10 protein-coding genes, 2 tRNA genes and 3 rRNA genes are annotated in these 24,225 nt (G+C 46.3%); 12 read left to right on the top strand and 3 right to left on the bottom strand.

What is annotated here, in order from left to right:
- Positions 1–3: 3 nt before the first annotated feature.
- From C1N53_RS07725 to C1N53_RS07715, 3 genes are all read right to left on the bottom strand, one after another.
- Complete coding sequence (locus tag C1N53_RS07725) at positions 4–996, bottom strand: FecR family protein (protein WP_137758755.1); 993 nt, start codon at positions 994–996, stop codon at positions 4–6.
- A 70-nt stretch (positions 997–1,066) separates the two neighbouring features.
- Positions 1,067–1,627 (bottom strand): RNA polymerase sigma factor, encoded by a 561-nt coding sequence (locus C1N53_RS07720; RefSeq protein ID WP_137758754.1) that lies wholly within the window; start codon positions 1,625–1,627, stop codon positions 1,067–1,069.
- A gap of 182 nt (positions 1,628–1,809) precedes the next feature.
- Positions 1,810–3,258 carry an NAD-dependent succinate-semialdehyde dehydrogenase gene (locus tag C1N53_RS07715; RefSeq protein WP_137758753.1) on the bottom strand — a complete coding sequence of 483 codons (1,449 nt, stop codon included), beginning with the start codon at positions 3,256–3,258 and terminating at the stop codon, positions 1,810–1,812.
- Between the two features lie 907 nt (positions 3,259–4,165).
- On the opposite strand from C1N53_RS07715, the gene C1N53_RS07710 reads away from it, so the two are divergent.
- From C1N53_RS07710 to bglX, 12 genes are all read left to right on the top strand, one after another.
- Positions 4,166–5,689 (top strand): 16S ribosomal RNA (locus C1N53_RS07710).
- Positions 5,690–5,794: 105 nt separating this feature from the next.
- Positions 5,795–5,868, top strand: a tRNA-Ile gene (locus tag C1N53_RS07705).
- A gap of 90 nt (positions 5,869–5,958) precedes the next feature.
- Positions 5,959–6,032: transfer RNA gene (locus C1N53_RS07700), tRNA-Ala, on the top strand.
- 216 nt (positions 6,033–6,248) lie between these two features.
- Positions 6,249–9,142 (top strand): 23S ribosomal RNA (locus tag C1N53_RS07695).
- A gap of 100 nt (positions 9,143–9,242) precedes the next feature.
- Positions 9,243–9,354: ribosomal RNA gene (gene rrf / locus C1N53_RS07690) — 5S ribosomal RNA — on the top strand.
- Together the 16S, 23S and 5S rRNA genes with 2 tRNA genes alongside form the textbook arrangement of a ribosomal RNA operon.
- Before the next feature lie 349 nt (positions 9,355–9,703).
- The gene (locus C1N53_RS07685) at positions 9,704–12,610 is read left to right on the top strand and encodes a triple tyrosine motif-containing protein (RefSeq protein ID WP_137758752.1); all 2,907 of its coding nucleotides are present in this window, start codon (positions 9,704–9,706) and stop codon (positions 12,608–12,610) included.
- A 570-nt stretch (positions 12,611–13,180) separates the two neighbouring features.
- Positions 13,181–16,186 carry a TonB-dependent receptor gene (locus C1N53_RS07680; protein WP_137758751.1) on the top strand — a complete coding sequence of 1,002 codons (3,006 nt, stop codon included), beginning with the start codon at positions 13,181–13,183 and terminating at the stop codon, positions 16,184–16,186.
- Between the two features lie 18 nt (positions 16,187–16,204).
- The gene (locus C1N53_RS07675) at positions 16,205–17,713 is read left to right on the top strand and encodes a RagB/SusD family nutrient uptake outer membrane protein (RefSeq protein WP_137758750.1); all 1,509 of its coding nucleotides are present in this window, start codon (positions 16,205–16,207) and stop codon (positions 17,711–17,713) included.
- Positions 17,714–17,755: 42 nt separating this feature from the next.
- Positions 17,756–18,595, top strand: a complete 840-nt coding sequence (locus tag C1N53_RS07670) for a LamG-like jellyroll fold domain-containing protein (protein WP_137758749.1) — start codon at positions 17,756–17,758, stop codon at positions 18,593–18,595.
- Between the two features lie 96 nt (positions 18,596–18,691).
- Positions 18,692–20,353 (top strand): glucoamylase family protein, encoded by a 1,662-nt coding sequence (locus C1N53_RS07665; protein WP_137758748.1) that lies wholly within the window; start codon positions 18,692–18,694, stop codon positions 20,351–20,353.
- An 11-nt stretch (positions 20,354–20,364) separates the two neighbouring features.
- On the top strand, positions 20,365–21,774 hold the full coding sequence (locus C1N53_RS07660; protein ID WP_137758747.1) for a glucoamylase family protein: 1,410 nt from the start codon (positions 20,365–20,367) through the stop codon (positions 21,772–21,774).
- Positions 21,775–21,819: 45 nt separating this feature from the next.
- Positions 21,820–24,168 (top strand): beta-glucosidase BglX, encoded by a 2,349-nt coding sequence (gene bglX, locus C1N53_RS07655; protein WP_240773427.1) that lies wholly within the window; start codon positions 21,820–21,822, stop codon positions 24,166–24,168.
- The last annotated feature ends 57 nt before the right edge of the window (positions 24,169–24,225 follow it).

Raw genomic sequence — 24,225 nt, 5'->3', positions numbered from 1 at the left:
GGTTTATTTGTAGTTTTTTGTAAGTTGAATAGTGCCGTCAGGTAGTACTTGGTAGTGGAAGTTCTGCAGGAAGGCTATACTTTTCAGGACATTTTCTGCAGGTTCCTGCTCGTAGCGGGCAGTGAGGTTGGCGTTTTTTAGGTGCCTGTCGTATCGAATTTTAATGCCGTACCACCTCTCAATGCGTGCAATGGCATCTTCGAATGGCAGATTATCGAATTCCAGAGTGTTTTTTGTCCAGCTAAAATCAGCCTCGCTTGTTGCTTCTGTTTTTTCAAACGTGCCACTTACATCGCGAAAAACGGCTTTCTCAGCAGGGTTTAATAGAAAGAAATGCTGTTGTCCTGATTCGTTTTCAATCACTTTTACTTTTCCTGTAGCTACTGTTACAGTATAGTTGTTAGCGTATGAGTTAACATTAAAGGAGGTGCCCAGTACCTTGGTAGTAAGCTTTGTGGATATTACTTCAAAAGGCCTGGTGGTGTCTCTTTTAACCTCAAAAAAAGCTTCTCCCAACAAGGCGACCTGGCGTGTAGCTTCGCCAAATCTGCTGCTATAGGAAATTTCGCTTTGGCTGTTCAGATGAACTTTAGATCCATCAGGTAGGGTAATTTGCTTTCTTTCTCCGGGCGCAGTACTTATTTTTACTGTGTCGGCTATAGTCGCTGCATTAGCGCTCTCTTTCGTATGTGTTTTGAGCTGCAGGTAAAGCACACTGCTGATCGTTAGGAGCGTGATTATGGCAGCAGCCGCACGGATAAATCTATTTTTGCTCCAGCTAACTTTCTGAGCGGGCTCTGCAGGAAGGCGAGCGGCAATTTTTTTCCGGATGTTGTTTTTTACTTCTTCTTGCGATGCCTCTATATCATTCCAGATAGTAGTGTGGTCCAGCTTGTGTTGTTCAAAGAAAGTATCCAGTAGTTTCTTTTCAGAGCTACTTGCCTGTCCTTCTAAATAATTCCTGAAGATTTGTTGCCAGTGTTTCTGCTTATTCATTTGTGCCGCTTTTCACAATTAAGTATCCAAAACAGGGTTTTGTACTCAGTGAAAAACGATTATGGATTTGTTAAAAAAGCTTATTCAGTATTAACAATAGCATAACAGGATTCAGGTTGTTCCGAAGGAACTTAGCCGCTTGGTACAAGTGATTCTCCACCGTACGGATAGACATGTTCAGTTTCTCTGCTATTTCATCTACAGAAAGGCCTTCATACTTCCTTAAAACAAACACTTCTTTGCAGCGGGGTGGGAGTTGCTCTACTGCTGATTCGATCGATATGCTGATTTCGTTCCAGATAAGCTTCTCTTCTGGTGAACTTTCCAGTAGAAGGCTTTCGAGTAGCTGAAGATTGCGTTCGGGTATCCTGGTTCGGGATAAAGTGATAAAGGACCGATTCTTTACCATTTGTGTCAGGAATGCCTCTGTATTGTGTATCAGCAGATGCTTTTTTCTCGTCCATAGGTCTACAAAAACATCCTGCACCAGGTCTTCCGCGGCCTCTCTGTCGCGTAAAAGCTTATAGGAAAGCGCAAAACAGCGCTGCCAATGCACATCGAACAAATCCTGAAATGCCTGTTCGGAGCCATTCTTTATACCAATCCAAATGTCAGCTTCAGCTAAAGGCATAGTTTTTTCTTAACTATGCAAATGAAGTGCTGCAGTATTATACTATTGTTTAGCAGGTATTATTTTAATGTTAAATATAATGAAGAATAAGCCACGTAAGCAGTGGTAATAAAAAAGCAACCCCTGTTTGGAGCTGCTTCTTATGTAGTACATTATCTGGTTATCGGCAAGACGGTTAGCAGTTATGAAGTAACGCCACCAAAGCACAGGTACTTTATTTCCATAAAATAATCTATGCCGTATTTAGAACCCTCCCTTCCGAAACCTGATTCTTTTATGCCTCCGAAAGGTGCTACTTCCGTTGAAATTAAACCTTCGTTGATACCAACCATGCCATATTCTAAAGCCTCTGCTACACGCCAGCAACGGTTTACATCTTTGCTGTAGAAGTATGAAGCCAGGCCATACTCGGTATCATTTGCCATTTGTATAGCTTCTTCTTCTGTATGAAACCTGAAAACAGGAGCCACAGGTCCAAAAACCTCTTCACGTGCAATGAGCATGTCTTTAGTGGCATTGGCTATTACGGTTGGCTTGTAAAACAATCCTTCGAGAGGCTCTCCTCCATAAGTCAGCTTTGCTCCTTTAGCAACAGCATCTTCGACATGTTCTGTTACTTTTTTTACAGCTTTCTCGCTGATAAGCGGCCCCAACTGTACATTTTTATCTAGTCCGCTCCCAATCTTAAGTTCAGATACAGCCTGGGTGAATTTAGCGACGAAGGCATCGTATACCTTGTCCTGCACCAGTATCCTGTTTACACAAACGCAGGTCTGTCCATTATGCCGGAACTTAGACTGAACGGCCCCTTTTACAGCAGCGTCAAGATCGGCGTCATCAAACACAATAAAGGGAGCGTTACCGCCTAGCTCCAGCGAAAGCTTTTTTAAGGTAGAAGCACTTTGGCTCATCAAAATCTTGCCTACAGGAGTAGAACCTGTGAATGAAAGTTTACGCACCTTCGGGTTTTCACATAGTTCTTTGCCTATTTCGCTGCTTTCTGTTGAAGGTACTGTATTATAAACACCGGGAGGAAATCCCGCTTTTTCCGCCAGAACAGACAATGCTAAAGCTGTTAAGGGTGTTTCATGAGGAGGCTTTACAACTACTGGGCTGCCCGCAGCCAGGGCTGGCCCAACTTTACGGGTGATCATAGCCATAGGAAAATTCCAGGGAGTAATAGCGGCTGCTACACCCACTGACTGCTTAATCACCACAATTCTTTTGTCTTTTGCCGGAGCAGGAATTACATCACCGTAAGTGCGTTTGGCTTCTTCTGCAAACCATTCTATAAAAGAGGCAGCATAGTTTACTTCTCCTAAACTTTCAGAAAGAACCTTTCCTGATTCGATGGTCATGATATAAGCCAGTTCTTCCTGGTGCTCCATCATCAGGTTAAACCAATTCCTGAGTAGGGTAGCTCGCTCTTTTGCTGTCGTTTCTTTAAAGGATAGCCATGCAGCATCCGCAGCATCAATAGCATGGCGTACATCTTCTCTGTTTAAATCTGTTACAGAGGCAATCACTTCTCCTGTCGCCGGATTTTTTACATCAAACGTTTTCCCGCTTTTAGCTTTTACCCATTGCCCATTTATATATGCTTCCGTTTTAAGCAGATTTTTCTTATCCATATATTATATCTATTGCCTGTTGGAATTTACCAAATATAAGAAGATGTTCGTTTGCTCCCTTTTACTACTGCTTCTTCAAACTAGATTTAGTATACCACTCGCTGCCTTCGCTGCATGTAATTTATTCCTGGTAGGGTTTTGAGCAATTTCTTGTTGAACAAAACTAATTAATCTTAACGCTATAAGGAAGATCATCAGCTGGAACTCATGCTCTACTTTTTAGCGTTTTTCTCTGGTATGTGCTCAGGCAGGGGAGGCCAGAAGAAGTAAAAATATTCGCTTCTTTTGCGGAACTTCAGTTGGTGGCTTTGCTGTTACCACATTTGGTGTGCTTACTGGAAAAATTATTACTTCTGAAACAGAATGTATTAGGTAGCAAAGAGCGTCAATAGGAAGTATTTTAAGCTTTCTCTGCTTGCGGGGCGGGGAAAGATTGCTACCTTTGCCTCCCCGTTCGGCAGGAGCGGTTTGGCTAACAGGGGCTGCAGGGCCCTAAGGCCGAAAATAAAAAGTTGCCTGGTTGCTTGCAAAGCGGGAAAAGGTTCTTACCTTTGCATCCGCTTCGGACGGCAGGTCCGGGAGTGAGGGTCGGAGGCTGCGACGCCGAAGGGCAGAAAAAAGAAAAAAATATTTCTCGCTTTTGCTTGCAGATTGAGAAAAAGTCCTTACCTTTGCACTCCCTTAACGAAAGGGGCTCAGCAAAGCGAGAGCGACACAGTGCATCACACGGCAGGGAAGGCTGCCGCAGGCGGGAGGGGGAAGTCCTCCCGGCAAGTTCTTTGAGAGATTGCAAGAGACAGACAGCAACACAGGGCAAGGCGGCGCTACCGGCGGTAGCGCCGGAAACAAAGGGGCTCGGGGTCGGACGAACACATTTGCGGTAGCGATGCTGCATTAAGTAATTTTTACAATGGAGAGTTTGATCCTGGCTCAGGATGAACGCTAGCGGCAGGCCTAATACATGCAAGTCGAACGAGTCCAGGGGCTTCGGTTCCTGGGTTAGTGGCGCACGGGTGCGTAACGCGTATGCAACCTGCCTTCCATAGGGGGATAGCCCACCGAAAGGTGGATTAATACCGCATAAGACAGCGGGGTGGCATCACCCTGCTGTTAAAGCTGAGGCGATGGAAGATGGGCATGCGTGCCATTAGCTAGTTGGCGGTGTAACGGACCACCAAGGCGACGATGGCTAGGGGTTCTGAGAGGATGGTCCCCCACACTGGTACTGAGACACGGACCAGACTCCTACGGGAGGCAGCAGTAGGGAATATTGGGCAATGGCCGCGAGGCTGACCCAGCCATGCCGCGTGCAGGAAGAAGGCCTTCTGGGTTGTAAACTGCTTTTACACGGGAAGAAAACGCCCCTGCGGGGGTAACTGACGGTACCGTGTGAATAAGCACCGGCTAACTCCGTGCCAGCAGCCGCGGTAATACGGAGGGTGCAAGCGTTGTCCGGATTTATTGGGTTTAAAGGGTGCGTAGGCGGCCTGCTAAGTCAGCGGTGAAATCCCGGGGCTCAACCCCGGAACTGCCGTTGATACTGGCGGGCTTGAGTTCGGTAGAGGCGGGCGGAACTCATGGTGTAGCGGTGAAATGCATAGATACCATGAAGAACCCCGATTGCGAAGGCAGCTCGCTGTGCCTGCAACTGACGCTGAGGCACGAAAGCGCGGGGAGCGAACAGGATTAGATACCCTGGTAGTCCGCGCCGTAAACGATGGTCACTCGATGTTGGCGATAGACGGCCAGCGTCCAAGCGAAAGCGTTAAGTGACCCACCTGGGGAGTACGCCCGCAAGGGTGAAACTCAAAGGAATTGACGGGGGCCCGCACAAGCGGTGGAGCATGTGGTTTAATTCGATGATACGCGAGGAACCTTACCTAGGCTAGAATGCGCGTGACGGCCCCAGAGATGGGGCTTCCCTTCGGGGCACAAAGCAAGGTGCTGCATGGCTGTCGTCAGCTCGTGCCGTGAGGTGTTGGGTTAAGTCCCGCAACGAGCGCAACCCCTACCTTTAGTTGCCAGCGGGTCAAGCCGGGGACTCTAAAGGGACTGCCTTCGCAAGAAGCGAGGAAGGCGGGGACGACGTCAAGTCATCATGGCCCTTACGCCTAGGGCTACACACGTGCTACAATGGCGCATACAGAGGGTCGCTACCTAGCGATAGGGTGCCAATCTCAAAAAGTGCGTCTCAGTTCGGATCGGAGTCTGCAACTCGACTCCGTGAAGCCGGAATCGCTAGTAATCGCGCATCAGCAACGGCGCGGTGAATACGTTCCCGGGCCTTGTACACACCGCCCGTCAAGCCATGGAAGTCAGGGAGACCTGAAGCCGGTGACCGTGAAAGGAGCCGTCTAGGGTAAAACTGGTAACTGGGGCTAAGTCGTAACAAGGTAGCCGTACCGGAAGGTGCGGCTGGATCACCTCCTTTCTAGAGACGGCTCCGGGCCCTTTTCCGACCGTCTTGCCCGTTTGCCGGGTGTCTCTTGCGAAACCTCAAAAAGGAAAAGAAGGATGCGGCACAAGGCCGCGCCGCGGGCTTGTAGCTCAGGTGGTTAGAGCGCTACACTGATAATGTAGAGGTCCGTGGTTCGAGTCCACGCAGGCCCACGAGCCAGGCGCAGCCTGGCAAGTAGAATTAGGAATTAAGGATGATGAATTAGGAATCGCTCTTAGCTCATAACGCTTAACTCAAAAGCCGGGGGATTAGCTCAGCTGGCTAGAGCGCCTGCTTTGCACGCAGGAGGTCAACGGTTCGACTCCGTTATTCTCCACACGGATCACGGCCTATGCAGCAGGCATAGGCTACTATTTGGGGTACCTGAGAGAGAGCGGGGTGAAGGGTTAGACAACTCTTGGCTCTGGACTCTGGACTTGTGCCCTGGGGAAAGTTCTTTGACATGATGGGAGAGAGAGAAAGAAGGACGTTCCGGCCTTAGGGCCGGGACGGAAGAGAAGAGGCGGGCCGCCCCCACGCTTGTGGGGCGGCCGAGAACGCAGAGAAGGGCGCACGGGGGATGCCTAGGCTCTCAGAGGCGATGAAGGACGCGACAAGCTGCGAAAATCCGCGGGGATCGGCACATACGATTTGATCCGCGGGTGTCCGAATGGGGCAACCCAGTGCATTGAAGATGCACTACACCTTCGGGTGGGCGAACCCGGGGAACTGAAACATCTAAGTACCCGGAGGAAGAGAAAATAACAATGATTGCGCAAGTAGTGGCGAGCGAACGCGCAGGAGCCCAAACCAGCGCTGTCACGGCAGGGCTGGGGTTGTAGGACCACGCCGTCGGACCAATGAACGAAGCTTAACTGCCTGGGAAGGCAGGCCGGAGCGGGTGATAGCCCCGTGAGCGCAAGTTGATTGGCCGTAGTGGAATCCTGAGTAGGGCGGGACCGGAGGAATCCCGCCTGAATCCGGCGGCACCATCCGCCAAGGCTAAATACTCCTGAGAGACCGATAGTGAACCAGTACCGTGAGGGAAAGGTGAAAAGCACTCCGAATAGGAGGGTGAAAGAGAACCTGAAACCGTGCGCCTACAAGCGGTCGGAGCCCCTGTGTGGGGTGACGGCGTGCCTTTTGCATAATGAGCCTACGAGTTACTCCTCCCTGGCAAGGTTAAGCGTCTGGAGGCGCGGAGCCGCAGCGAAAGCGAGTCTGAATAGGGCGCAGAGTCAGGGGGGGTAGACGCGAAACTTTGTGATCTACCCATGGGCAGGATGAAGGTTGGGTAAAACCAACTGGAGGTCCGAACCAGTTTGCGTTGAAAAGCATTTGGATGACCTGTGGGTAGGGGTGAAAGGCCAATCAAACTGAGAAATAGCTCGTACTCCCCGAAATGCCTTTAGGGGCAGCGTCGCGGTGGAGTCATGTGGAGGTAGAGCTACCGATAGGACTAGGGGGAGTCACATCCTACCGAATCCTGACGAACTCCGAATGCCACTTGACATACGCGGCAGTGAGGCGCGGGGTGCTAAGGTCCCGCGCCGAGAGGGAAAGAACCCAGACCGCCGGCTAAGGCCCCAAAGTCCACGCTAAGTTGAACAAAGGGGGTCCAGCTGCCCGGACAGCCAGGAGGTTGGCTTGGAAGCAGCCATTCCTTTAAAGAGTGCGTAACAGCTCACTGGTCGAGCGGCAGGGCATCGATAATAATCGGGCATCAAGCGAGGCGCCGAAGCCGCGGATTATGACACGGGTCATACTGGTAGGGGAGCATTCCAAGGACGGCGAAGGCGTCCCGGCAAGGGGCGCTGGAGTGCTTGGAAAAGCAAATGTAGGCATAAGTAACGATAATGCGGGCGAGAAACCCGCACACCGAAAGACCCAGGTTTCCTGATCAACGCTAATCGGATCAGGGTTAGTCGGGTCCTAAGGCCGAGGCGAAGGCTAAGGTCGATGGACAGCTGGTTAATATTCCAGCACCGGCGCGCCATAGCGATGCGGTGACGGAGAAGTGAAAGGACGGCGCACTGACGGAATAGTGCGTTTAACACCGTAGGTATTGGGCCGGTCGTCAAGCACGCCGGGCTAGCCGAAAGTGGAAAGTACTCCAACCCCCCGGGGGCGGAGATCGTCCCTAAGCAGGCTCCCTAGAAAACCCGCTAAGCGTTTAAATGGCGCGCCGCCCGTACCGCAAACCGACACAGGTGGTCGAGGAGAGAATCCTAAGGTGCTCGAGTGAATCACGGCCAAGGAACTCGGCAAAATGGCCCTGTAACTTCGGGAGAAGGGGCGCTTCCTTGCAGCGATGCAAGAAGCCGCAGTGAAAAGGCCCAGGCGACTGTTTAACAAAAACACATGGCTTTGCCAAATCGAGAGATGACGTATAAGGCCTGACACCTGCCCGGTGCCGGAAGGTTAAGAGGGGGGGTTAGCCGCAAGGCGAAGCTCTGAATCGAAGCCCCGGTAAACGGCGGCCGTAACTATAACGGTCCTAAGGTAGCGAAATTCCTTGTCGGGTAAGTTCCGACCTGCACGAATGGTGTAACGATCTGGGCGCTGTCTCAGCCGTGAGCTCGGTGAAATTGTAGTATCGGTGAAGATGCCGATTACCCGCAACGGGACGGAAAGACCCCATGAACCTTCACTACAGCTTAGCATTGCCTCTGGGTCACTCATGTGTAGGATAGGCGGGAGGAGAAGAGGCGGCGTCGCCAGGCGTCGCGGATCCGTCCTTGAAATACCGCCCTTGAGTGGCTTGGAGCCTAACCGCGTGAGCGGGACATTGCTTGGCGGGTAGTTTGACTGGGGTGGTCGCCTCCAAAACAATAACGGAGGCTTTCAAAGGTTCCCTCAGCACGCTTGGTAACCGTGCGCAGAGCGCAATAGCAGAAGGGGGCTTGACTGTGAGGCCCACAAGCCGAGCAGGGCCGAAAGGCGGATATAGTGATCCGGTGGTTCCGCATGGAAGGGCCATCGCTCAAAGGATAAAAGGTACTCTGGGGATAACAGGCTGATCTCCCCCAAGAGCTCATATCGACGGGGAGGTTTGGCACCTCGATGTCGGCTCGTCACGTCCTGGGGCTGGAGAAGGTCCCAAGGGTTCGGCTGTTCGCCGATTAAAGTGGCACGCGAGCTGGGTTCAGAACGTCGTGAGACAGTTCGGTCCCTATCTGTTGCGGGCGTCGGAGATTTGCGGGGCTCTGTCCTTAGTACGAGAGGACCGGGATGGACGAGCCTCTGGTGGACCTGTTGTGCCGCCTGGTGCAGCGCAGGGTAGCTACGCTCGGACGGGATAAGCGCTGAAAGCATCTAAGTGCGAAACCCGCCCCAAGATGAGATCTCCCTTGAAGGGCCGTGGGAGACGACCACGTCGATAGGCCGCAGGTGTAAAGCCGGAGACGGCAAAGCCGAGCGGTACTAATTGCCCGGGCGCGTTCTCCAGGAGGCCGGAAACGGCCCGCCGCTTCCCCCCCTTTCCCTCTCCCCCACAAGGTCAAAGACACACCACAGCATCAGGCACGGACAGCAACCGTGCGACGGCAATGGTGGCTATGGCGCCGGTGTTCACCTCTTCCCATCCCGAACAGAGAAGTTAAGCCCGGCTGCGCCGATGGTACTGGGGTCACACCCGGGAGAGTAGGTGGCCGCCAACCACATCACGAAGGGTTACCCCCACAAAGGGTAACCCTTTTTTCATTCCACACACCTCACCCCACACGCGGCAGGGCCAATCCCTTCCCGCTCAAGCACGCCCGCATCCGACCCCAGGCAAAGATCACGTTCTTCAGCAAAGTAATTTTCTTTACTAATTAATCAATAGTAGCAGAAACAGTATTAAAGCTTGATAGTAACCTGAAAATAATATTATTTGTAGATTGTCTTACAGCCGAATTGCGTTTCATTTCAGATAACCGCTGAGCATGACGAAGTATAATTTTGCTTCTTGTTTATCCGTTAAAAAATTAAGATTTTTGTGCTAATATAGAAGCAATTACTTTTTAAATGCCCATCAAAAGCAAATACACTCTTCTGGTTCTAATTCTGATCTTCAAAGTAGTTGCCGTTTTTGCCCAATCAGGAATAATACAAAACGTAGGTGTGCCCTATGTGCAGAACTATACGAAATATGCCTACAAATCCGGAAATCAGAACTGGTCTCTGGTAAGAGGGGAAAATGGTGTAATGTATTATGGAAACTCAGACGGATTGCTCTCATTCGATGGGAACAAGTGGCAACTGTATAAAATGCCGCATAACATTATTGTTAGAGCAGTTACCACAGATAAATCAGGTAAAGTTTATACCGGCGGGTATGGAGAATTCGGATACTGGGATTATGATACCAATGGTAAATTCGTCTATAGCTCCTTCATAGATCTCATTCCTAAAGCAGAAAGACCCACTGATGAAATTTGGAAAATCTATACAGATGGAAATCGGGTATTATTCCAGTCATTCTCCAGAATATACATCTATGAAAATAACAGATTTACGGTTGTAAGAGGCAATAATTCCTTTTTGTTTCTGCATAAGGTTGGCAACAGATTCTTTGTAGAGGTTCTTTCTGAAGGTTTATACGAATTGAAAGGTAATGCTTTGAGCTTTGTTGAGCACAGTGACAAGTTAGGGACGTCCGGGGTTTTATCAATTCTCCCTTACAAGAAGAACAGTTATCTAATTGGTACTGCTAAGAGCGGCTTATTTATTTATGATGGTGTTGATGTGAAGCCCTGGTTAAATGAAGGGGATAATTTTCTAAAGACCTATCAATTAAACAATGGCTCCTTTGTGCTGAACAAGTACTATGCCTTCGGAACCATCCTAAACGGCATTATAATTCTTGATGAAGAAGGCAGAATAGTGCAACAGATCAATAAATCGAGTGGCTTGCAAAACAATACAGTTCTTAGCCTGTACCTGGACAAGGAATACAACCTGTGGGCTGGACTGGATAATGGGATAGACAGAATAGAGATCAATTCTCCGCTGTACTTTTATTTTGATAAAGTAGGTCGCTTTGGAACAGTTTATTCCAGCATTATTTACCAAGATAAAATTTACTTAGGAACTAACCAGGGACTATTTTATAGTGAATGGGCTGATAATAATAAAAGCTTTTATCAATCTTTCGATTTTAAGCTGATTCCTAACTCTCAAGGGCAGGTGTGGGATCTTACATTAATTGATGGTCAGTTGATTTGTGGCCATAATAACGGCACTTTTAGAATCGAGGGTACGAAAATTATACCAATTTCTAATGTTAATGGTGGCTGGACAATTAAGAAGTTCACGCAAAATTCAGACAAGCTTATTCAAGGTACCTATACTGGTCTGGTTTTATATGCAAAAGACGAGTCAGGTAAATGGAAGTTCTCTCATAAATTAGAAAACTATGGAGAGCCGTCTACTTATGTGGAGATGGACAATTCTGGCAGTATATGGGCTAGCCACCCGAACAAAGGTCTTTACAGGCTTATAGTAGATAAAGACTTTAAGCAGGTAACGCAAAGCAAAAACTTTGGGAAGGAGCAGGGGCTGCCAAGTGATTTCAACATTAATATTTTCAAAGTTAATAATCGGATTATCTTTTCTACTGCCAAGGGCTTTTTCATTTATGATGATATAAGTGATAAGTTTATGCCTTATAACCAGTTAAACGAGAAGTTAGGAACCTTTGCATCTTCTAACAAAGTGATAAAAGCGGCAGACCAAAAATATTGGTTTATTAACCACGGAAAGGTAGCACTGGTAAATATGGCACAGCCAGGGAGGCTGGAGATTAATACAAGCCCGTTTAGTGTACTGAACGGAAGGATGGTGCAGCACTACGAGAATATTAGCAGGATCAGCAATACACTTTACCTGATCAGCATTGATGATGGTTTTGTGATTTATAACCAGGAAGCAGCCAATCAGTTTAAGGCTACACCATTACCTCCTGTGCTGGTGACACAAATAGAGAACATCACAGATAAGTCTACAGTTATAAGTGAGCTTGGGCACAAAGGACGACCTATTAGATTACCCTTCACTGAAAATAATATTCGTATTTCTTACGCATTGCCTTATTATAGCCAGGCAACTGTTAAATTTCAGTATTTTCTTGAAGGGTACTCTAACAACTGGTCGGAATGGAATTTTGAAATTCAAAAGGAATTTACAAACCTGGCCCAGGGTGACTATACCTTTCAGGTCAGAGCAAAAGTTAATGAGAATCAGCTTTCTGAAACGACCAGCTTTCAATTTTCAGTACTTCCTCCTTGGTATGCCACATATTGGGCTAAAATTATCTACGCTTTAATTTTGCTAGCCATTATTTTTTTAGTCAGGTATCTATTTAACAGGAAATTACGCCGTGATAAAATTATGCTGGAGCAGAAACTTGAACAGGAAAAGGAGGAGTACAAGCGGCAGCAGCAAATTGAAACCGAACAGAAGCTGGTAAAACTCAAAAACGAACAGCTGGAGGTTGATTTAGCTGGTAAGAGCAGGGAATTGGCTAACTCTGCTCTGAATATTGTCTACAAAAATGAGTTGCTGCAAACTATCAAAGATGAGGTGCTGCATCTTAATGACTTGTCAGACAAATCACTCCCTCAGGATCAATTTAAAAAAATTCAGAAGATTATTGATGAAGGTATGAGTGATGAGCAGGACTGGCAGCTTTTTGAGAGTAGTTTTAACGAAGCACATGAAAATTACTTTAAAAAATTAAAAGCAGATCACCCTGATCTAACTCCCAACGATTTAAAGCTTTGTGCTTTCTTGCGGATGAACATGAATAGTAAAGAAATAGCTTCTTTACTTAACATTACGGTACGGGGAGTAGAATTAAGGCGATACAGGTTAAGAAAGCGCTTGAACCTAGAACATGAAACGAACCTAACAGAGTATTTGCTGAACGTATAGCTCTTTGTTCAGACGACAAATCAATTTCTCTTTTACTCCTTTTCTATTACTTCACCATTTATTCTCTGTATTCCACTGCCTGCTGACAGTACAAGCAGGTATGGCATTTCATGCCCTTACTTACTGATCACATTAGTTTGCAATGCGTTTCCTCCCTTACTCTTATACAAAGCGAACTATTACGGTAAACCAAATAGTAAAGTTTTTAAAAATTTAGTTAAAAGTGAGTGTATACTCATGTTGTTTTGCCCGATTAGGTGCTATTGATTTTGTTTTCAAGCTTAAATCACCTCTCATCTTGCCATTATAACTTAAAGAACACCTCATCATTACCTCTCATTCTCCTCTCAAGCGCTGTAAAAAGACAATTTTGTAATTTTATTAAAATTGTAATATACGCATTAACTAGGACTTTTTTAGCTTTAAATTCCACTTATGCAAAAAACAGATTAGGATAATATCATGTTTTTAAAAGTGATGTAGTATTGTAGGGGTTTAAAATTTGAGTACTTACTCATTTGTTTTCAATTTTGAAGAAGATTTTACACGTCTAACCAATCGACAAGATATATGAAGAAAATTGTTTTACTTTTTTTCTGTTTACTGACAATTCAGTTGCTACATGCCCAGAATACTATAACAGTTCAGGGTAAGGTAACGGATGCCACAAACGGACAGCCGCTCATTGGAGCAGGTGTTCTTATAAAAGGAACAGGCCAGGGTGCACAAACAAATTTGGAAGGAAATTACACTTTAACAAATGTGCCATCCGATGCTGTGCTAGTAATTAACTACATCGGGTACGAACCTAAAGAGGTGCCTGTAAATAACCAGACAACGCTGAACGTTCAGTTAGGCGCCAGCGCTGCAGCATTAGAAGAAGTTGTTGTAATTGGCTATGGTACAGCATCCAGACGAGATTTAACGGGTTCTATTAGTACTGTAAGAGGGAGCGAAGTAGCAGATCGACCATCAACTAACCCCATTGCATCTATTCAAGGTAAGGTGGCAGGTGTTCAAATTGTAAATAACGGACGTCCTGGTGAACAGCCTGATGTTCGCATTCGTGGTACGAACTCCATCAATTCTGTTCAGCCGCTGTATGTAGTAGATGGTATTCTGAATGATAATATCAACTTCCTGAATCCTGCTGATATAGAGTCTATGGAAGTACTTAAAGACCCGTCTTCACTTGCTATTTTTGGTGTAAGAGGCGCTAATGGTGTAATTATAATTACAACAAAAAGGGCTAAAGAAGGTCAGTTGCAGGTAAACTTTAATTCCACTATAGGTTTTAAAAATGTAGTAGATCGCATTTCGCTTACCAATGCCGCACAATTCCAGGAGCTTTACAACGAGCAGTTAATGAATCAGGGAAGTGCGCCCTACAATTACTCCAACTGGCAGGGAGATACAGATTGGCAGGATCAGATTTTCCAGAGAGGCGTGCTAAACTATAACAATGTAAGCATAACAGGGGCTACTGAGAAAAACAGATTCTATATGGGCTTAGGTTATATGACGGAGGAAGGAGTAATTAAGCATGAGAAACTCGAAAAAATAACTCTGAACCTGAATGACGAACTTAAAGTTTCAGATGCTTTGAAATTTGGTTTTTCATTAAATGGTTCCAAGTCAAAACTGCCTCAAACAAGAGATGTAGGCGGGGCTATATTGGCAGCACCTATCGCCGAGCCTTATAATGAAGAATGGGGGCTGTACAGTACACTTCCGGATTTCCAGAGAGCACAGGTTTGGAACCCACTAGTTGATGTGGAGCTAAGAAAGAACACAAACCTCAGAAATGAATACAGATTGGTAGGGAACATATTCGGAGAAGTAAATTTTCTGAAGAACTTTAATTTCAGAGCTGCTTTTTTAGCTGATTATGGCTTTAACCAGGGCCGTTCTTATAGCCCACTTATCAGAGTCTACAACCCTGATATAGTTAATGCTGATCCGGTTGAACTGCTGGTGCAAAGCACTTCGGTAAACCAAAATCAAAATATATATACTAAAATACAGTCTGATTACTTGCTTACCTACAAGAACACGTTCGGAGAGCATAATCTTACTTTGTTAGGTGGTTTTACAACTTATTATAACTCCTATGAGAGCATTAATGCAGCTTACAATCAACCACCTACCAGTGATCCTGTGCCGAACGATCCTCGCTTCTTCTATGTAGGCATAGGAGATGCGGCTAACAGAACTGCTGGTAGCGATCAATGGGAAAGGGTTACAGCCTCCTATCTTTTCCGGGCTCTGTACAACTATCAGAATAAATATTTACTGAATACTTCTTTCCGGCGAGATGGTAGCTCAGGTTTCAGAGTTGATTTCGGTCAAACATGGCAAAACTTCTTTGCGGTAGGCGGTGCATGGGTTGTAAGTGAAGAATCCTTTATGCGTAACCAAACCTTCCTGGATTACCTGAAAGTTAAAGGATCATGGGGAGTGCTGGGAAATCAAAACACAGGAGGATCAGCATACCCAGCTTATCCGGTTTTAACAAATGCTAACTCAGGTGTATTTGGTAATAATGTGATTCCAGCCTTGGAACCAGAGTATATTGTAGATCCTAATCTTCGTTGGGAAAGCGTTCGTTCGTGGGAAGCTGGTGTAGAGCTGGCCACTTTAGCAAACAGGTTAAGCTTTGAAGGAGTCTACTACGACAAACGCACTGATGATATTATAACGCAGGTACCAGGTATATCCGGTACAAAACCAGGTTTGAGAAACCAGGGATCTGTAGCCAATCATGGTATTGAGCTGGCTGCTTCATGGAACGATAAAATCGGCAACGACTGGAGCTACTCTATCAGCGGTAACCTGACCACCATCAACAATAACGTTTTATCACTGGCTAACACAGGATATCGCATCGTGCAGGACCCATCCAGAACGGAGGCAGGTTATCCAATAGGCTACTTCTATGGCTACATTTCAGATGGCATCTACCAGACGAACGAGGAAATCATACAATCACCTGTTAATACCTTACATGAGGTAAAACCAGGAGATATCAAATACAGAGACGTGAATGGTGATGGTATTATCGATGAAAATGACAGAACCATGATTGGTAATCCTACACCTGATTTTACGTATGGTGCTTCTGTAAGTATAGGCTATAAGGGCTTTGATTTAAGTGCTGACTTTATGGGTGTATATGGAAATGAGATTTTCAGAAACTTTGGTCGTAGCACTTTTGCCCAATTTAACTATCCTACCTACAGAATGGATCGTTGGAACGGCATAGGAACTTCTAACTGGGAGCCTATTCTGCACACAGGCCGTGCCAATAACTACATGGTTTCTAATTACTACATAGAGGATGGCAGTTTTTTCAGAATTAGAAATTTGCAACTAGGTTATAACTTCAACGCTGATCTGCTTAAAGCCATTCGCCTAAAAACGCTTCGGGTATACCTTAATGCTCAGAACCCGCTTACCTTTAAAAGGACGACAGGCTATACACCTGAGTTTGGAGGAAGCGCTACTTCTTTTGGTGTAGACAACGGTTCATACCCAATACCAGCCATTTATACAGCCGGTATCAATGTTAATTTCTAATACAGACAAAGAAGATTTATGAAAAGCATATATAAAATTAAAACCTGGGCTATATTACCCGCCATTGCCTGTACTTTAACTTTAACAGGTTGTGGAGATGATTTCCTCGATCGTCAACCTTTGGGCAGATATACAGAAGATGATTTAACAAGTGGCTCCCTCGAAAGCCAGGTATTTGCGGCCTATGCTGGTTTAAGAAATGAAGGTGTTGGTGGGCTACCGTTTATAGCAGTACACAATATCAGGTCCGACGATGCAGATAAAGGCAGCTCTGTGAGTGATGGTATCGATGCAGAAAATATTTTTGATAATTTCCAATACAATAAAGATTTTTGGTTAATAAATAATTACTGGACAGGTCATTATAATCTGATCTCACTGTCCAATAATGTTATCACTGCTGCTAATGAGCTGGAAAACCCTGATCAGGCTACACTTGTAAACCGAGCCGAGGCAAAGTTTCTCAGAGCATACGCCTATTTTAATCTGGTGCGAGCATTTGGCGAAGTTCCGCTTATAAATTTTAGAGTTACAGAAGAATCACAGGCAAATGTTCCAAAATCTACTGTGGCCGAAATTTATGCTCAGATTGATGCTGATTTACAGGAAGCCTCTGCTGTACTTCCTGCTTCATGGGATGCGCGTTTTACCGGAAGGCTGACAAATTATGCCGCTCATGCCCTGCATGCGAAAACCTATCTGTATCGGCAGAACTGGGGAGCAGCACTTACTTCAGCTAAAATGGTAATAGGTGGGCCCTACAGCTTAAATGCTTCTTATGAAGGAATTTTCAGAGAAACAGGTGAAAACTCAAGCGAATCTATTTTTGAGATACAAGCTATTTACACTCAAAATCTTACTAACCTCGGTGTGGCTTATGCTCAGGTACAGGGTGTTAGAGGCGCTGGAGTTTGGGATTTAGGCTGGGGCTGGAATACGCCAACCGAATCACTTGCAGCTGCTTTCGAAGCAGGGGATCCCCGTAAAGATGCCACTCTACTTTACTCTGGCCGGGTAAACCAACCTTATGGAGAAACAGTGCCAGCAGCTACAGCCACTGTACCAAGGCCTTACTGGAATAAAAAAGTATATACTGATCCTCGAATAAGGCAAGAAGTAGCCAATCGCTTCGGGCAGTGGATGAATGTAAGAATTATCCGGTATGCCGATGTACTGCTAATGGCTGCTGAAGCTGCCAATGAGTTGGGAGGTGCACAAAATACGGCTGATGCACTCTCTTATCTGGAAATGGTAAGAGCACGTGCGAGAGGAAACAACAGTAATGTTCTTCCAGAAGTTACAACAACAGATCAGGTGGAGCTAAGAGAAGCTATCCGTCACGAAAGAAGAGTCGAGTTAGGTATGGAAAATGAACGATTCTTTGATTTGGTGAGATGGGGAGTTGATGTGGAGGTACTGCATGCAGCTGGCAAAACAGGTTATCAGGTTAGAAACCGCTATTTACCTATTCCACAGCCTGAGATCGACAGATCTGGTGGTGTTCTGGTGCAGAATCCAAATTACTAACTTGTAAAAAATACGGAGACGTTAATTCAAAAATTACTTCTTATGAAAGGAAATAATAGCATCTTACATACTCTTTTTGTTGGTGTATGTATGAGCCTGGGCATACTAACTTCCTGCCAGGACATGGACAGGCCAGAAATGAACATTATACCAGACGATCTGGAAAAATTAAATGGGCCTCTACAGCGGTATATAACCTTCGAAAACAGTGCTATAGATAGTATACACTATGTAAAAGGTACAGCAACTAATATTACCTACGTTGAGGGTGTTAGCGGGAGAGCTTATAAAGGAGCCTCTAACGGACATATAGAATATCCATCAGCTGGTAAACTGGCCGAGATGACCAGCTTTACCGTTGCCTTCTGGATGAATACGGAAAAACATGTAGGAGGCGCACAAAGTATTTTTATGATGCCAAATACAGATGACTTCTGGGGCAATATGTTTGCCATCATTGAAGGAAATAACAATGCAGCGGATAACTCTATGCTAATGAAAATTTTCTTTAATGGACAGTGGGTTGAATTTTCAGGTTCAGGTACCCATCCTGCCCGTTTACCAGATATGTACGGCAAATGGAAACACGTTGCTTTTTCATATGATGAGACTACCTCTAAATTCTCTATGTACATAGATGGCCAAAAACTCAACCTAGGTGCATCTAATACAGACCGCAAGAATGGCGCAAATCCTTTGGGACCGTTAGCCTTTAGAAATGTTTCAAAGTTTGTAATCGGCGCGTATCAGCAGCATATAAATATCAAAGCTCCGGCTGATGCCTGGATGCTTCGCTATACTGGAATGCTGGATCAGTTCAGAGTATACACAACAGTGCTGACTGATGATGAAATAAACACGCTGTATACAGCAAAAAGGTAAAGTTGATTAAGTAAGGGCTGGCCTTCATACTACCTATGAAGGCCACGCCTGTTTTTTCTAAAGGGCTATACTTCTCTCTCTTACAAATTATTCGCTATGATCAACAAAATTATTATAGGACTGGTTTTTCTGTCGGGGATGCTTTGTTCCTGTAATAAAGAAAATGATACACCGGGTCCGGCAGCCTCTTTCAATTATACAGGAATAAGTGTAAATGGAAAAAGCAATAACAGCTTTACCTACGACTATATCAGTTTGTCTCCTGCCATCAAATTTTCTTTTGCGGAACCTGTCAGTCAAGCGTCCATAGCAACGAGTATCTCTATGAAAACTCAGGCAGGTACGGCTTTAGAATATAATTCAACTTTAGAAAACGGGAATAAAACAGTTGTCATACAGCCTAAAACTCCTTTGGCACCGCTATCGAAGTTTTCTGTAAATGTTTCCAATGAATTGCTTTCCGAAGCACAGGGTAAATTAAGATCAGCAATCAGTCTAACTTTATCTACCGGAATAGACTCCACAAATAAATTTCCGGTTATTTCGGATGAGGAGCTTTTAACTCTTGTTCAAAGACAAACTTTCAAATATTTCTGGGATTTTGCCCATCCTGTAAGCGGGTTGGCACGGGAGCGTAACACTTCAGGCGATGTGGTAACAACAGGTGGATCCGGTTTTGGAGCTATGGCTATCGTAACGGGCGTTCACCGCAACTTTATCAGCAGGAGCGAAGGTCTTGCACAAATGCAAAAAATTGTCGGCTTCCTGAAAAACAGGGCCGAGCGCTTTCATGGTGCTTATCCGCACTGGCTGAACGGCAGTACAGGAGCGGCCATTGCTTTCAGTAGCAAAGACAATGGCGCAGACCTCGTGGAAACATCTTTCCTGATGCAGGGTTTGCTGACCGCGCGGCAATTCTTCAATGGCACAGATCCTGCTGAAGCTGCTCTTCGAGCGGATATCAACACACTATGGAGGGAAGTGGAATGGAGCTTCTTCAGAAAAAGCAATGAGCAGGTGCTATACTGGCACTGGAGCCCTGACTACCAGTGGGAAATGAACATGCCTGTGAAAGGCTGGAACGAAGCACTGGTAACGTATGTACTTGCTGCTGCCTCTCCTACACATGCCATACCTAAATCAGTTTATGATGCAGGCTGGGCCATGAGTGGTGGTATGCGTAATGGAAATACGTATCAGGGAATTACATTGCCGTTAGGTCCGGCGAATGGAGGCCCGCTATTCTTTTCCCATTATTCGTTTTTGGGTATCAATCCGAATGGCCTTGCTGATGCTTATGCACAGTATAAAACCCAGAACCAGGCCCACAGTTTAATTAACTATAACTACTGCAAGGCAAACCCGAAAGGCTTCTACGGCTATAGTGCCTCTTGCTGGGGCCTTACTGCCAGCGATGATATAAACGGATATATGGCCCATGAGCCGAACAATGACAATAGTGTTATTTCACCTACTGCGGCTCTATCTTCTTTCCCATATACACCAGCCGAGTCGATGGCGGCTTTGAAGTTTTTCTACTATAAACTGGGAGACAGAATCTGGAAGGAATATGGCTTTGTAGATGCCTTTTCGCTGCACCACAACTGGTTTGCTGATTCTTTTCTGGCCATTGATCAGGGGCCCATTATCATCATGATCGAAAACTACCGCAGTGGTTTGTTATGGGATTTATTTATGAGTTGCCCTGAAGTGAAAACAGGCATGCGTGAGCTCGGGTTTCAGAGTCCGAATCTATAGAAAATATAAAAATGAACAATACACTTAACACTACGAAATCAAACACAGCCTTTAAAAAATATGCTACTGTGGCTGCACAGGCTTTGCTTGTGTCAGGCGCGCTGTTTTTGAACAGCTGTAACCAAAGCCCTGCACAGTCTACAGCCGTAGCAGAAGAATCCACAGCTCGGCTAAGCGACGAGCAACTGCTGACGCTGGTACAGAAAAACACATTTCAGTATTTCTGGGATGGAGCTGAACCAACTTCTGGCCTGGCGAGAGAACGTATACATTTGGATGATCATTATCCTGAAAACGATCAGAATGTAATAACCACAGGGGCGTCTGGTTTTGGTGTGATGGCCATATTGGTCGGGATAGAGCGGGGTTTTATTACGCGCGAAGAAGGCTTTCAGCGTTTACAGAAGGCAATCAACTATTTGGAGAAAGCCGACAGATTTCATGGCGCCTGGCCGCACTGGATACAGGGGGAAACAGGAAAAGTAAAACCCTTCAGCAGGAAAGATAATGGCGGCGACCTGGTAGAGTCTGCTTTTTTGGTGCAGGGGCTTCTGTGTGTGCGGCAATATTTTGCTGATGGAAATGCACAGGAGAAGGCACTGGCAGCACAAATCAACAGACTTTGGGAAGGGGTTGAGTGGGATTGGTACCGAAATAACACAAATGCACTCTACTGGCACTGGTCACCTAGCTATGGCTGGGAAATGAACTTTGCAGTGTCAGGGTACAATGAGTGCCTGATCATGTATGTACTGGCGGCTGCTTCTCCCACACATACAATTCCCGCTGAAGTTTACCACGAAGGATGGGCCAGAAACGGAGCTATTAAAAACAATACAGAGCGTTACGGGTACAAGATCGCTTTAGAACATAACGGGCAGCAGGGGGGAGTCGGGCCTTTGTTCTGGGCTCATTACTCTTACCTAGGTCTGGACCCGCGCGGCCTTAAAGACCGCTATGCAGATTACTGGCAGCATAATGTAAATCACACCCTCATTCACCGGGCATATGCTATCGATAATCCTAAAAATTTTGAAGGCTATGGCGCAAATGCCTGGGGCTTTACCTCCAGCTACTCTCCGAGAGGTTATGCAGGGCACAGCCCGCAGGAAGATCTGGGAGTAATTTCTCCTACAGCGGCTCTTTCGTCCTATCCTTATACACCAAAGGAATCGATGCAGGTTATCCGGCATCTTTACGAAGATTTGGGTGATAAAATGTGGGGCAAGTATGGCTTTTACGATGCCTATAGCCTTAAAGAAAACTGGAACCCGCCACGCTACCTGGGCATAGACCAGGGACCTATTGTGGTGATGATCGAGAACCAGCGAAGCGGATTGCTCTGGGATCTTTTCATGAGTTGTCCTGAAGTACAGTCCGGCCTAAAGAAACTTGGCTTTGAAAGTCCGAAACTTAATTAGAATTATTTACTAACCTTTTAGCAATTGCTAATCCTTCCATAGAGAATGAAAAAATTTAATACCGCTTTCCTCATCCTGGCCTGCATGGCATGTTCACAAAACGTAACACAGCCGGATAATGCAAATACTTCTGCTTCAACAACAGCTACGGTAACACCAACCGCTACCAGTGCAACTGCTGATCCTGAAATGGACAGGTTTATCAGTGAATTGATAGCTAAAATGACAGTAGAAGAGAAGATCGGTCAATTGAACCTGGCGGCAGTCGGGTTTGATGTTACCGGGCCAATTGTGAGCGAGAATGTGGATGAGAAGATACAAAAAGGCCTGATTGGAGGCGTGTTTAATACTTTTACGCCTTTAGCTGCCCGTAAATTACAGGAAATGGCAGTCACAAAAACACGTTTGGGTATTCCTTTGCTGTTTGGTTACGATGTTATACATGGGCACAGAACCATTTTCCCGATTCCACTTGGTCTGGCTGCCAGCTGGGACCTGAATGCCATCGAAACCAGTGCACGTATTGCCGCAGAAGAGGCTAGTGCCGATGGCCTGAACTGGGTGTTCTCGCCGATGGTAGATATTGCCCGTGATCCGCGATGGGGACGTGTAGCCGAAGGGGCCGGCGAAGATACCTGGTATGGAGCACAGGTGGCCAAAGCAATGGTGAAAGGCTATCAGGGCGATGACCTGGCAAAGTTTAACACGGTTATGGCTTGTGTAAAGCACTTTGCCCTTTATGGCGCTGCAGAAGCCGGCCGCGACTATAATACTGTAGATATGAGTATGCATCGCATGTACCAGGAGTACCTGCCGCCATACAAAGCGGCTGTAGATGCCGGTGCCGGTACAGTAATGACATCCTTCAACGAGATTAATGGTATTCCTGCCACTGGAAATAAATGGCTGATGACTGACCTGCTCCGCAAGCAGTGGGGCTTTAACGGTTTTGTGGTAACAGACTATACCGCCATTAATGAAATGGTAGCACATGGTGTGGGCGACGAGGCAAAAGCTGGTGAACTATCCCTGAAAGCAGGTACTGACATGGATATGGTAGGGGAGGTATTCCTGAACAACCTGAACAAGTCTGTGCAGGAAGGCCGTGTAACTATGGAAGAACTGGATACGGCCGTTCGCCGCATTCTGGAAGCAAAATACAAGTTGGGCCTCTTCGAAGACCCGTACCGCTATACCGACGAAAGCCGTGCTACCAGCACCATCATGAAAAAGGAATTCGTGGATGCTTCCCGTGATATAGCCCGTAAAACCATGGTATTGCTGAAAAACCAGAACAACATACTTCCTTTAAAGCAGGCTGGTTCTATTGCACTGGTGGGGCCGCTGGTTAACAGTCAACGGGACATGATCGGTAACTGGAGCGGTGCCGGCGACTGGAAACAGGCTGTGTCGGTAGAGCAGGGGATACGTAACGTGGTTGGCAATAAAGTTAAGATCAACTACGCTAAAGGAGCCAACATTGCAGACGATCAGCAGATGATCAGCCGCCTGAACGCACATGGAGGAGAACTCGATATAGACAAACGTTCAGCGGAAGCAATGATACAGGAGGCGGTAAAGGTAGCCCGCAATTCTGATGTTGTGGTAGCCGTGGTAGGAGAATCGCAGGGGATGAGCGGGGAAGCCGCCAGCCGTTCAGATATTACTTTACCGGGCCAGCAACTGGAACTTCTGAAAGCACTGAAGAAAACCGGTAAACCGATGGTGGTGGTGCTGATGAGCGGCAGACCTTTGGCGCTGAGCTGGGAAGATAAAAACGCAGATGCTATTCTGCAGACCTGGTTCTCGGGTACGCAAGGCGGCAATGCTATTGCCGATGTGCTCTTCGGCCTCTACAACCCTTCTGGTAAAATCACCATGACATTTCCGGAGGTAGTTGGGCAGGTGCCGATCTATTATAACCACAAAAGCACAGGTCGTCCGTTCAACGGGGAACTGCTCGATAAGTATAAGTCGCGGTATATGGATGTAACCAATGAGCCGCTTTATCCTTTTGGCTATGGATTGAGCTATACTACTTTCAGCTACTCCAAACCGCAACTGAGCAAAACGACCATCCGTGCCAATGAGGCGCTGGAGGTGAAGGTAGACGTCCGGAATACCGGCAACTACGATGGCGAGGAAGTGGTGCAGCTGTACGTGCAGGATGTGGTAGGCTCTGTAACACGGCCTGTAAAGGAGCTTAAAAACTTTCAGAAAATCTTCCTGAAGAAGGGAGAGAGTAAAACAGTTACATTCAGAATTACACCTGAAGACTTAATGTTCTACAATTATGAACTGGAGCAGGTGCTCGAGCCGGGGGCTTTTAAAGTGTTTGTAGGCACCAATTCAGCCCAGGTACAGGAAGCAGACTTTACAGTTCAGGGAGAATAAAGCGGCATCTCCTAACCGGGAGGCTTAAGATCATGCAGCAAGGGCCTGTTTTAACTA

The organism is Pontibacter sp. SGAir0037 (assembly GCF_005491705.1).
In the GTDB taxonomy this organism is placed as follows: domain Bacteria; phylum Bacteroidota; class Bacteroidia; order Cytophagales; family Hymenobacteraceae; genus Pontibacter.
The sequence above is the reverse complement of the archived record's forward strand: the minus strand, read 5'-3'. Positions and strand labels throughout refer to the sequence as shown.